General features: G+C 68.6%; 6 protein-coding genes. 3 read left to right on the plus strand and 3 right to left on the minus strand.

The window, feature by feature from the left end; genetic code table 11:
- Positions 1 to 326 precede the first annotated feature (326 nt).
- Entirely contained in the window at positions 327 to 8057 is a 7731-nt protein-coding gene (locus tag Acy02nite_RS44830) for an NACHT domain-containing protein (RefSeq protein WP_203755891.1), read from the plus strand.
- Between the two features lie 241 nt (positions 8058 to 8298).
- On the opposite strand, the gene Acy02nite_RS44835 is transcribed toward Acy02nite_RS44830, so the two are convergent.
- The 3 genes from Acy02nite_RS44835 to Acy02nite_RS44845 form a co-directional block, all read right to left on the minus strand.
- Complete coding sequence (locus Acy02nite_RS44835) at positions 8299 to 9009, minus strand: IS630 family transposase (RefSeq protein ID WP_307872316.1); 711 nt, start codon at positions 9007 to 9009, stop codon at positions 8299 to 8301.
- Between the two features lie 203 nt (positions 9010 to 9212).
- Positions 9213 to 9749 (minus strand): IS3 family transposase, encoded by a 537-nt coding sequence (locus Acy02nite_RS44840; RefSeq protein WP_203755893.1) that lies wholly within the window; start codon positions 9747 to 9749, stop codon positions 9213 to 9215.
- A gap of 368 nt (positions 9750 to 10117) precedes the next feature.
- The gene (locus tag Acy02nite_RS44845; protein ID WP_203755895.1) at positions 10118 to 10756 is read right to left on the minus strand and encodes a hypothetical protein; all 639 of its coding nucleotides are present in this window, start codon (positions 10754 to 10756) and stop codon (positions 10118 to 10120) included.
- Between the two features lie 229 nt (positions 10757 to 10985).
- Here Acy02nite_RS44845 and Acy02nite_RS44850 point away from each other — a divergent pair, with 229 nt between their 5' ends.
- Both Acy02nite_RS44850 and Acy02nite_RS44855 read left to right on the plus strand, forming a co-directional pair.
- Positions 10986 to 11705 (plus strand): hypothetical protein, encoded by a 720-nt coding sequence (locus Acy02nite_RS44850; RefSeq protein ID WP_203755897.1) that lies wholly within the window; start codon positions 10986 to 10988, stop codon positions 11703 to 11705.
- A gap of 846 nt (positions 11706 to 12551) precedes the next feature.
- Positions 12552 to 12692, plus strand: coding sequence for a hypothetical protein (locus Acy02nite_RS44855; protein ID WP_203755900.1), 141 nt, complete (start codon positions 12552 to 12554; stop codon positions 12690 to 12692).
- Positions 12693 to 12752 lie beyond the last annotated feature (60 nt).

Raw genomic sequence — 12752 nt, forward strand, 5'->3', positions numbered from 1 at the left:
CGGTGTCCGGATGCTAATGGGCTCTTCTGGCGCGTGCCTGGTGGCGGCGGCGCCAGTTTGACCAGCGCAAACGTTAGGTAATGTTGCGGGTCGGCCGAATCAGGAGGACGTTGATCAGCCGCGGAGGCCGGCCTTACTGCTCTCAGTCCTGAACAGGGCAACCTCTTCGTCGGCCGGTGCATGGCCGACTTCGAAGGGCGAGCGGGTGGGTTCCCTCATCCGCGCGGCCGAACCTGGCCGAAGTTCACTAATTCCACCGGCGAACAGAGCGGCCTCGATTGGTGGGGCATCTATCGCCGTCTTGTCCGGGCGACCATCATGTCTGCGTGGGCCATCTTAGGTTTCGCCCGGGGCCGGCCAGGCTGGCGCTGCTCACGGCCCTGGCCGCGGGTGCCCTGGCGCTGGTCGGCAACCTTGCCACCAACACCGTCGAGGTCACATGGAAGTGGTGGTCAGTCGCGGTCTGGACCGGGACCGGCCTGCTGCTGCTGGTGACGGCTTGGCTCGCGGTTCTGGCGGTCCGATCGGCCGGCAACCAGGACACGGTCGCGGAGGCCGAACGCCGGCTTCGCGAAGCCGTCCGCAAGCAGTGGACCCAGTCGGCCGTCCTGCACTCCCTGCGGCAACCGCTGCCCCTGCGACTTCGCTGGTCGTCCACCCAGCGCAACGTCGCGGCGGCGAGGCCGGTCGTCGATCCAAAATCGGCGTTGCCCGACTGGCGGACGATGCCGTTCGCGGGTGACGCTGAAGACGTCGCCGCCCGCTTCCTGTCGTTGCCGCATCGCCAGCTGGTCGTTCTAGGAGAGCCCGGCGCCGGCAAGACCGTCCTGGCCATTCTTCTGACGCTGGGTCTTCTCGATGACCAGGCGGCAGGCGCTCCGGTGCCGGTGCTGATACCCGTCAACTCGTGGAACCCCGACGCTGAGGTGCCGGAAGACTTCGTGTTCCGCCGGCTGCTGGCGGACCATCCATTCCTGGCGGGCCATGACTCCGACCCCAGGACCCTCATCGCGAGACTCGCCGCGCAGCGGCGTCTCGTGGTGGTTCTGGACGGCCTGGACGAGCTGGATCCGGATCTGCACGTCACGGCGATCCGGCAGCTGGACAAGCTCGCTGTGGCCAACTGGCAGCTCGTGGTCACCTGCCGGACCCAGGAATACGAGGTCGCGGTCAACCTCGGCGGCGCCATCCTGTCGCGCGCGGCAGTCGTGGAGATCGCGTCGGTGAGTGTCGACGACGCCATCGCCTTTCTGTCCCACCCGGAACCCCTACGCCACCGGTGGGACGAGGTCTTCGGTGCCCTCCGGGAATCGCCTCGTGGCGACCTTGCCACCGTGCTGTCCACGCCCCTGATGGTGAGTCTCGCGCGCACCGCCTACGCACAACCGGCGACGAACCCGCGAGAGCTGCTCGACCTGCCGACCACGGCTCTGATCTCGGCCACGTTGTTCGACACGTTCGTGGCGAGCCTCTATCCGGTCGATGCGCGCAGTCACTCGTGGGCTCAGGCGGCGCCGGCCCGCCGCCACTACGACGGCGGGCGCGCCAAGAACTGGCTGCGCTTCATGGCCTTTCTGCTCACCAGGAGAGGGAGCCGCGACCTGCGGTGGCAGCTCCTTGATGCAGGAGCGTTGTCCCGCCGGCCGGACCGGGCCGAATGGTTACTGCGAGCCGTCACCGCCGTACTCGGCGGCGTTCTGGCGGGGATGGCAGGCTGGTTCGTCTCGGGCCCGATAGCCGCACTGATCGCCGGGTCGGCGAGTGCCGCGGTGGTCCTGGGAACGGCACGCGGTGTCTGGGGATCACTGGGGTCAGCGCCCGCTCGTGGCGACCCGCGGTCCTGGATGCGTTACAGCGGTCGATGGGTCGGCTACGTTTCGCTGGTCGGCCTGGTGGTCGCGGCCATCTCGGGTCACGTAGCTGCCGGGTTCGCCGCAGGGATCGCCTCCGGGATCCTGCTTCTGGGCGCCATCGCGCCGCGATGGTTTCGCCGGCGCCGGGCGGGGCCAGCCCCGGAGCGGCGGACGCTCTGGATCGTCGCCGACACCTCGGCGCGTCATGCGCTGATCGGTGTGCTCGGATTCGTGGCCACCTTACTGGTACGCCACGACCCCTTCACCTGGGCCGGGTCCGCGACCGCTCTGGTGGTGTGCGGTTGTTCGGCGGCGCTGGCCGCTGGTGGCTGGTGGTGGGTGCGTTTCCGGCTGGCGCACCTCTCATTCGTCGTGCGATCTCGGCTGCCGTTGCAGCTGTTGGCCTTCATCCGCGACGGTTACGAGCGGAACGTCTTCCGGCGCAACGCCGGGGTCTGGCAGTTCCGGCACGCCCTGCTGCAGGACCATCTCGGGCTCGACTTTCGCCTCGTCACGCTCAGGAAGGCCGCGGCGAGCGACGAATCGGCCCGATGGGACCTGGCCGAACTACTTAGAAGGAACGGCCGGCTCCCCGAGTTGCGCGAGCTCGCCGCGGCCGGGAACCAAGCCGCCGAGTATCACCTGGCCGAGGTGTTGCTGCGGGCCGGCGACGTCGCCGCGGCGCGGGTCCTCCTCGAGAAGCTCGCCGCACGCGATGTCGCGGACTCCGTCGGCCGGCTCGCCGACCTCTGCCTGCAGTCGGGCGACAGCGCGCGGGCGATATCGCTGCTGCGGGACCAGATACGGCGAGGCGGGCCCACGGCTGTCGTCCAGCTAGCCGGCATACTTGCCCGCTTGGGGAGCGTCGACGAGGCCGTCGAGCTGATGAGCGGTGACCTGGCCCGCCAGGCCGATCCCGAGGCGCGCGGCCTGGTGCGGTTGCTCGTTGAGCACGACCGCACGGTTGCGCTGCGCCGGCTCGCCCATGCCGGGAATTGGCGTGCGGCGTACGGTCTCGGTCAGATTTTGGTCCGCAAGGGTGTTTGGCCGGAGGCCATCTCGTTGGGCCTGAAGCACGCCGCGGGCGCGTCCATCGACATGGTGGTGTGGCTGGCCGACCTGCTGGCCCTGGACGATCGCCTGGACGAGGCGCTTGCCCTGCTCGAATCTCGGCCCGACGACTGGCAGGCCCGGCACCGCCTGGAGATCCTGCTGGTCAGCAACGCGCGGTTCGATGAACTCGCCGACCGGGCCGCGGCCGGCGACAGCGGGGCGGCGCTGGCGCTCGCCAGCCTGCCCGCCCACCTTCCCCGGGCCGAGGACGGCCTGCGGCTTCTCGAGCGCCGGTCCGACGCGGGCGATGCCAAGGCGGCCGCCGAGCTGGCCTATCTGCTCGGCCGGCGGGGCGAGACCGACCGATTGCGGGAGCGGGCGGCGGCCGGCGATCAGTCATCCGCCGTGGAACTGGCGAAATCTCTCGATCGTGACGGTCGGCGAGCGGAAGCGACGCGGGTCCTGCGGCGCGTGGCCGCCCGCGGATCGTTCAATGCGGTGATCACACTCGCTGAAATTTTGGCCGACACCGGGCACGCCCAAGAGGCGGTCATCATGGTGCGTCCCTACGCGGACGGCGGCAACAAGGACGCCATCCTGGGGCTCGCCCATCATCTCGCCAAGGACGGTCGCCTGGATGAGGCAATCGATCGGCTTCAATTGCCGGCCGACGAGGGCGACGAGGACGCTGCGCGACAGCTCACCGACCTGCTGGTCCAAGGTCATCGCCTGCGCCAGCTGGAGCACCGCGCTGATGCCGGCGACCGGTTCGCCGGTCGGGCACTTGCCGCCGTGCTGGTGGCCGGTGAGGACGAGCCCGCGCTGCGGGCCCGCGCCCGGGCGGGGGATCGTGAATCGGTCCTGCAGCTGGCCGGTCTGTTGTCCCGGCGCGGAGCGGTCGACGAAGCTCTCGCTCTGCTCGCGCCCCTGACTGGCGCCGACGACGATGCCGCGGCACCCCGGGCCGCCATTTTGCGAAAGCACGGGCGCACCATCGAGCTCGGCGCCTGGGTCCGGCAGGGCGATCGTGCTGCCGGGCGAGCGTTGGCCGAGGAATACGCGGCGCAAGGACGGATCGCGGCGGCGACATCGGTTCTGGGGCCGCAGGCCGCGGGCGGCGACAGGGAATCAGCCCTCCAACTCGCCGAGCTCCTGGCTGGGATCGGTCAGGTCGATGAGACGGTCGCACGTTTGGAGCCCTACCTACGCATGGGTGATCTCAGGGCCGGAAGCGTGCTGGCCGAGGCGCTGGCGTCCAACGGCCGCATGGATCGGCTCGCCGTGAGGGCCGAGCGGGGCGATCAGCACGCGATTATCGCCTTAGGCGGATTCCTCATCGAGCAGGGACGCCTGAGCGCGGCGGCCACCTTCCTTCGTACGCACAGTCAGCCTGAAGACAGCATCATCGCTCGACGGCTGGCCCAGATCCATGCTCGGAACGGGGACACCGCGGCCGGGCTGGCCTGTCTCAGGCCGCATCGACATGATCCGTACATCTGCGACGAGCTGGCCGATCTGCTGACGGCGAGTGGCCGGACCGACGAAGCTCTGCGGATCCTGCGACGGCAGGCGACTGCCGGCAACCGGCTGGCGTCTCGCCAGCTCGCCGTCCTGCTGGCGAAGCTCGATCTGATCGAGGAGCTCCGTGGCCGGGCGACCGGCGGCGACGGCGAGGCTGCGATCGTTCTCGCGGCGCGACCGGAGACCGAGGTGGCGAACGCGATCCGCCTGCTCCAGCCGTACCAGGACGATCGGCATGCGGTCCGGGACCTCGCTGACCTGCTGATTGCGCAGGGAGATGTCGATCAAGCGGTGTCGGTCGTGCGGCGCCACACGGCGATCGACCCGGCCGGGTCCGAGTACTACTTCATCGACTTGCTGCGGAAACACGGCCGGGTCAATGAGCTCGGGACCAGAGCGGCCGGCGGAGACAGCCTGGCCGCCGTTGTCCTGGCCAAGATCCGCACCGACCGGGGCGAAGTCGCGTCCGCGATCGAACTCTTGCGGCCGTTCGCCGGCTCTGGCAACGACGCAGCCCGTGCACAGCTCGCCGCGTTGCTCGACATGACGGACGAGGCCGAGCTGCGCGCCCGGGCGGGACGAGGCGACGACCGGGCCGCCCGCCGGCTGTCCGACCTGCTGCTCGGACAAGGTCGCGCGGAGCACGCGATCGAACTGCTCCGCGAACACTCCGGCGGCAGGAACGAGCACACGCTGCGACTCGCGGTGTTGCTCCGCCGCCAGAACAATGCCTCGCAGGCCTTCGCACTCCTGCGGGCGCCCGCCGCGGCGGGTGACTGGGCGATCGGACGGCCTCTCGTCCAGATGCTGCGAGCCGACGACCGGCTGCCGGAGGCGAGCGACGTGGTCCAGCCCTTCGTCGCCAGGACATCCGGGGCGTGCGTCGTTCTCGCCGACCTGCTGTTCGCCCAAGGCGCCAGCGAGCAAGCCGTGAGTCTGCTCGAGCAACACGCACCGGCCGACCGGGACGCGTCGCGCAGGCTGGTCGCGGTGCTGACCGCCGGCGGCCGGGTCGACGAGGCACTCGCGGTGCTCCGCACCACGACCGAGTCCCGCCAGTCGGCGCAAGACCTCCCGGCCCTGCTCAAGACACTGAATCGTCGATCTGAGCTGGAGACGCTCGCGGCTGAGGGCAACTCGGAGGCGGCGGGGATCCTGGTGGAAATGATGGCGGCGGACGGCGAACTGGACGAGGCGATCGCGCTGGCCGGCCGATTCGATCACGCATCGAGGGTCAACGGCTCGAGTTTCGGCACGCTGGCCGACGAGCTCGCCGGCCGGGGACGACTTGCCGAAGCGATGCGACTGCTGCGGGAGGCACCGCCGAACTCGTACCTCGACGACAAGCTTGTGTCGCTGCTGGTCCGCGACGGTGATCTGGAGATGCTACGTTCCCGCCACGCCGAGGATCCGCTGGCGGCTCGGGCCCTGGCCACCCTGCTGCGGGATCAAGGTGACGGCGTGGGGGCGGCCAGCGTGCTCCGCGTCCACGCGTCCGCCGACACGGACACCGCGATCATGCTCGCCGATCTCCTCGCCGACGGCGACCAAGTCGACGAGGCCATCGCCGTCCTGCAGCCCGGCGCGATCTCCTCAACACGATCGACCAAGTACGCGCTCATCGACCTGCTGACCAAACATGAACGCGTCGAGGAGCTACGGGCGTGGTGCGGACAGGGCGACACCGACGCCTGCGGTGCGCTGGCTGATGTGCTCGTTCGCCGCGAGGAGACCGGCGAGGCGACGCAGATACTCCACGGCCCGGCACAGGACGACGTCTCGTCAGCTCTCCGGCTCGCCGCGATCCTGACGAAGTCCGGGGATGTGGCGTCGGCCGTGGCGGTGCTGCACAGGTTCGCGTGGAGCGACGAGAGCGCCGCGACCCGCCTGGCGGAACTGCTGGTGGAGCAAGCGGACGTAGCCGGGGCCATCGCGGTACTGACTCCGCACGCCATGAGCAGATGGGACTACGGCTCCCCCCGGCTGCTGGTCGACCTGCTCGCTCGGGAGGGTGACGTCGCGCAGCTACAGCTGCTGGCCACCGCTGGGGATGGTGCGGCCGCGCGGCGACTGGCACGCCTGTTGACCGATCGAAACGAGGGCGGGCGGGCGATGGCAGTGCTGGCCACCCGTTCCGAGGTGGATGCCGAGGCCGCGATCCAGCTGGCCGGCCTCTATCTCAACGCACACCGTGAGGCCGACGCGGAGGCCGTGTTGCGCGCTCACGCCGCCGTCGATGCCGAGGCCGCGGTCCGGCTGGCGAAGATACTGGCGTCCTCGGACGAGGCGGTTCGGGTGCTCATGCCGCATGCTCGGCACTGGTCGGCCGGCCGCGAGCTGGTCGCCCTTCTCGCCGGGCAACGGCATCTGCCGGGCCTGCGGGCTCAGGTCGACCGGGGCAACTCGCACGCGGCGATGGCCTTGGCCTCGCTATTGATCGACGACCCGGCCACCGTCGACGAAGCGCTCGACCTCGCCCGACGCGCGGTCGCGGACGGAGTGTTCCGAGCCGACATCGAACTGGTGAACCTGCTGGTCAAAGCGGGTCGCGACGAAGAACTGCGGGCGCTGGCCGCTGGCGGCGACGCGCACGCCGCGGACGTGCTGGCGCGAATTCTGGAGGATCGCGGCGAGACCGACCAGGCGATCGTCGTCCTGCGCGCGGTCGCGGAACAACACGCCAGCGCCGCGGTACGCCTGGCCGCCCTGCTCGACAGTCATTCCCGAACCGACGAGGCTGTCGCCGTCCTCACCCCCCACACGAATCGCGATGACTACTTCGCGAGTGCCGCGCTGGCAAAGCTGCTGACGGCCCACGAGCGCATCGCCGACCTCCAGGCTCAAGCCATTCGCGGTGACGGTCACGCCGTACGGGCGCTGGCGGATCTGCTGGTGAACCGCGGCTCGCTGGACGACGCGGTCGAGGGGCTGTGGCCCTTGGCAGCGGGCGACGCTCACGTCGCCTGCCTGCTCACCCGCCTGCTCACCGACCACGACGCGAAGGACGAAGCGATCGCGTTGCTCTCCACCCATGCCCCGCGGAGCGCCGAGGCGGCGGTCCAATTCGCCGAACTGCTCGTTGACCGAGGTGAGGTCGACGAGGCCATCGCCGCACTGGCGCCACATGCGACAGCCGACCCCGGGCTGGCGGGGCACCGGCTGGTCGAACTCCTCGAACGGGAGAAGCGCGTCGACCAACTGCGGGAACTGGCCCGAACGGGCAGCGACTACGCGGCGCAGAGGCTGGCCGGGCTGCTACTCGGGCTCGGTGCCGCCGAGCACCATTCGGAGATCATCGCGCTGCTGCGCCCGTTCGCCGGCACGGATGTGGCGCTCGATCGGCGTCTCGCGGGGGTGCTCGCTTCGCAAGGTCTCACCGAGGACGCCGAGACGACGCTGCGCCCACACCTCGACGATCCGACCGCGACGGCACAACTGGCGAAGATGCTGGCAGGCCGCGGCGAGAACGACGAGGCGATCCGCATGCTGACACCGCACGCCGAGCACTGGGAAGCCGGCGACGACCTGATCAAGCTGCTGATCCTGCAGCGGCGGCGCGCCGACCTGGAGGCCTTGGCGGCGAGCGGAAACGCCCGCGCGGCGCGCGCGTTGGCTGCTTACCCGGAATGACCGATCGCGCAGCCCCATCGAGACTGATCCACGGCACGGTGTGAGATTCGGATGATCGGTGCTCCGCGGTCTACCTCGCCCGGCGGCTACGGCATCATCGCGGAGGCCGCATCCTTCAGCCCGTGGCCCGTCCCTTGCGCGGAAGTTGGCGGTCAGCTCGATCCCACCCGGGCAATCCGCTGGCCAAGCCGGCCCGTATCCGTCGCCAGCCCGGTCCAGGTCGATCGCAGCTAGTGCCTCGTCATGCGGCCTTGAACGGGTAATCCGGGTGGCGGATCTTGGACTCGGTCGCGTATCCGGTTTTCGGCCGGGCTCGCTGGTTGTGCCAGCGGATGTAATAACCGATCGCCGTGTCTTGCTCGGCATGCGAGCGGTGGTCAGTGCCGTTGAGGGCGAAGTAGCGCAGGGCAGCGAACTCGGCTTCGATCCAGTTCAGCCAGGAGCTGTAGGTCGGTAGGAAGACCAGCTCGACGTCGTTAGCCTGGCACCAGGCTCGGACAGTCGGGTGCTTGTGCGGGGAGAAGTTGTCCACGATCAGATGCAGCGTCTGGCCTGGCCAGCGGCGTCGCAGGCTCTTGAGGAAGGCGAGGAACTCGCCCGAGCGTTTCCGGTCCCGGATCCGGTAGTGGATCCTCCCGGTGGCCAGTTCGAGGCTGGCAATCATGTGCCGGACACCGTGATCACGGTGATAGGTCGCCCGGAGCCGGACCGGCTTGCCCTGCGGTCTCCAGGCTCTGCCCGGCCGGGGCTGCAGATTCAGCGGCCGGAACTCATCGACGCAGACGACCCTGCCGGCGGCCAGTGCACGGTCGTAGAGGTCAAGGATCGCTCGCATCTTCGCCGTGAAGTCCGGGTCGTTGCTGGCCTTCCACGTCTTCGACGTCTGCCAGCTCACCCCGCGTTCGTGCAGGACCCGCCGGACGGGCGTCAGGGGCGTTCCCCTTGATCGCAGTGAACCACCGGCGCTCGATGCGGGCTACGGTCACCGGCATCACCGTCTTTTGCTCACCGACGGCTATGACCTTCACGCGAACCTCGATGACAACCACCACGGCCGAGGAGACGTTCAGACTCAGCGCCTGTACACATTGCCAGTCCAAACATTGCGAAAGTGGGCTTGACCCGTTTCGACGGACAGGGTCGATGAGTTGATCTTCAGGCTACCTTGAGAGCAGGCAGCAGGCTGATGACGGTGCCGCCTTCGTAGGCGACGGGACTCTGGTAGCCAAGGCTGGAGTGCCAGCGGCGGGTGTTGTACCAGCCCTCGACATACTCGAATATCGCCTGATGGGCGGCTTTGCGGGTGGGCCAGGCTTGCCGATGGATCAGCTCGGTCTTCAGCGTCGAGAAGAACGATTCGGCAACCGCGTTGTCCCAGCACTGCCCGCGCTGACCCACGCTCAGCCGCACGCCGTGCCGCTTCGCGAGGCGGGCGTGCTGGGCGCTGGTGTACTGGCAGCCGCGGTCGGAGTGGAAGACCAGACCGTCGGCGGGTCGGCGCCGGTGCAGGGCGTCAGTCAGGGCGGCGTCGACCAGGTCGGTCTTGAGGTGGTCGGCGACGGCCCAGCCGACGACGCGGCGGGAGGCCAGGTCGATGACGGTGGCCAGGTACAGCCAGCCCTCCCACGTCGTAGCGCTCGTCGGGCGCGACGCCGTGGAGGTTCTCGTGAAATTGCACCGCTTCGATCTCATATCTGCCGTCGTTTGCGTTGCACCACTCGGCAGCCTGGGCGAACACAGAGCCAGGTGTACTCGCGCTGAAATTGACGACGGCGATGTTCTTTGACTCATACATCGATCAACCTTAGCGCTCACCCATCGCTGCATCGGATAGCCGCTGAACGTTGCGGAACCGGCCCGATAGCCGTGCGAAGAGCAGCTACGACGGATGCACTATCTTGCTGCACAGAAGGCCCAGTCGGCATTCGGCGCCGTCTGCCCCGACTCCTTGCTGGCACTCACCATAGTTCCTTCGGTGACGTGGTGAGCCACTCGCCAGCGACGCCGGGCGCCTGGCGGTGGTTGACTTGCGGAGCCGGCGTCCTGAGCCGGTGACCGGCTCAGGTTTCCTTATTGTCGACCCAGCGGCAGAACGGGTCCGCGGTGTCCTCGTCGCCCATCTCGGCGGGCTCCGACACGATCTCCAGCCCAGTAGCGGGGGCGGTCACACCGAAGGTGCGGTACAGCCAGTCCCGGTAGGGCTCGTTGACAATCTCGTGGTCGGCGTCCCACGGCTCGGGCGGCGCGCCGAACTCCTCGTTCCAACAGATCTCCCGGTAACCGATCGCCAGCAGCCGCAGAAAGTCGACCGCATCGTCGGCGAGCACACACGTCATGATCGAACCGCTGCCCGAACCGAGATGAACGATCCTGACTCGTCCTTCACCGTCGCGCCACAACGCGGCCATCGAACCCTCACCGCCGGTCTGCGCGAACGGCCACAACCGTGCGGCCGCATCCGGGACAGACTCGTCGAACCAGGACCGCGCGTACGACAGGGTTTGCTCGGCGGTGTAGCCACGCAACTCGATCGAGGTACCCACCCAGCCGTTATCGCTCAACGAGCCGTACAGATCCCCGTCGTGCCCTTTCACCACGAACCCCTGCTCATCGACCCAGGCAAAGAGCAGGCGCAGCGGCTCCGGCAGCTCAAATCCGTCCGGCACCCGGGCCAGCGTCGTGTTGAGGAAGTCACCCACGCCCGGCAGCGTACGAGATCACCTCGCCCTCCTACAGGCTCGGGCTCTCCCGGTTCAGCAGTGTCGCGATGACCAAGCCGAATGGGTTTCGCCGCCGGAGCCCCGCCCTCAGCAGGTGGTGCTCGACTTGACCGTGCGGCTGGCACTCGGGCGCGGTCGACCCGCTACTGTGGCGGCTGTTTGCGCAAGCTTGCCGAACCGTACGGGATGGAACCACGTGAGAATGTCCATGAGGGCGGCCGTCGCCGCAACAGCGATGCTGCTGCTGGCCGGATGCGCTCACGACACGGCCACCCCGGCCGAGAACGACCTCACCGATCTGCCGGCGGCCACCGTCGTGGACAGGTCGCTCGCCGCTTTCAAGTCAGCCCCGTCCTACCACGTGGAGGTCCACGGCGGCGACGCGAGCAAGCCGCTGTCGATCAAACTCGCCGTGCGGGGAGAGAACCTCAGCGGAAGCCTCACCCGCGACGGCGGGACGACCGAAATCCTCAAGACCGCGACCAACTTCTACATCCGCCCCGACGAGACGTTCTGGGCCACCGAACTCGGCAAACCCGAGCAAGCCCACACCTACGCCACCTTCGCCGGCGCACGCTGGATCAAGGTCGAGCACAGCGATCCCCTGCTCGCCACCGCGGGCCTGGACGGCACTTTCTCGTTCGCCGACCGGACCTTCCTGGACAGCGCGGTCCCGAAACAGCTCGCCCTGGGCGACCCCAAGGACATCGGCGGCGTGCCCACGATCACCGTGCTCGACACCCGGACCACCAAGGCCGCCCGAACCGAGATCTCAGTGGCGACGACCGGCGAGCCCTACCCCGTACGCTGGGACTTCGGCCTCGGCACGGTCGCCGACTTCACCGCGTACGAAACGCCATCCGACCCCATCGAGGACCCGGCCCCCAACGCGATGGTCGACATGAAAACGGTCCTGCGCCACACCTGACCGCAACCACACGCCCCTCGGACGTGGAGCCGGGAAGGTATACGGCACTCGAAGCTGGCGGGCCAGGGGCCCCATTGCGTGGGTAGACAGCCCCTGGCCCTCGCCGCAGCGTACTGGCTCCACCACAGCAACCGCCTCGACGAAGCCTGACGGGTCCGCGGACCACAGCGAAGTGCCCGTCCGACCCTCCACCAGCCCTCCGAACTCTCCCATCGCTCAGGAGGGGTCAGCCGGCGCCCGAACGCTCGACTCAGCACCCGGAGGACCACTCCGACAGCGAGGGAGAGCTCATGGGAGCGATCGCAGTAAAGAGGTCACGCTGTTCGGCGCTATTGACCTGCGCAAACGCGCTCTTCGAGGCTGTTGAGCGCTGTTCATGGAGCGCTCCTGTGTGAACGTAGTCCGATCAATCCGCTGACCAGTACCAATACCAGTCAGGCCTGGTCAGACGACGCCACCCGACGCTACTGAACGCCGTTCGACGCCGCTGAGCGCGGCCAGTGACCACCCCACCTGCTCCCAGCCGATCACCCGGTTCGGGGAGCAGTGTCCCCCAGAAACGCCGAATTCATCGCCACGCTGCTCCCCGCAACCAACAAGAAAGATGCTGAGCAGCACAAACACACTCGCCGGGAGGACCTCCGCTGCTCCCCACTCGACGACACCTCGGCGGAGAGCAACGCGCGGCAGCACAAGACCGCCCGAAGACGCGTGCTCTGTAGGCACTGGCGCACCGTCGGCGCCAACGGCTTTACGCGGCACACCGATGATCTATGCGGAGAACACGGCACCTAGACGCCGACGTGCCAGCGTCGCTACGCCCTGCAGCACCATTTCGGCTACCAGATGTGGGACATCGAAACGCCGCATGTGCTCGGCGCGCACGGCAGGTCGATGACCGGCCACGACCTCGAACCCGCACAGGCCGCGGACTTCGAACGGGTGAGGCAGAACTTCGCACTCGCCGCTCGCGCCGAGGACGACTGAGCGCCGGTACGGTCAACGCGGTGACCACCGAATCCGAGCCCTGGCACACCGCCAACCTAG

The organism is Actinoplanes cyaneus, assembly GCF_016862095.1.
Taxonomy (GTDB): domain Bacteria; phylum Actinomycetota; class Actinomycetes; order Mycobacteriales; family Micromonosporaceae; genus Actinoplanes; species Actinoplanes cyaneus.

Bases quoted from the DNA above. Each gene is read 5' to 3' on its own strand.
- Acy02nite_RS44840 (WP_203755893.1), bottom strand. From the start codon at position 9,749: ATGAGATCGAAGCGGTGCAATTTCACGAGAACCTCCACGGCGTCGCGC.
- Acy02nite_RS44850 (WP_203755897.1), top strand. From the start codon at position 10,986: ATGAGGGCGGCCGTCGCCGCAACAGCGATGCTGCTGCTGGCCGGATGC.
- Acy02nite_RS44855 (WP_203755900.1), top strand. From the start codon at position 12,552: ATGTGGGACATCGAAACGCCGCATGTGCTCGGCGCGCACGGCAGGTCG.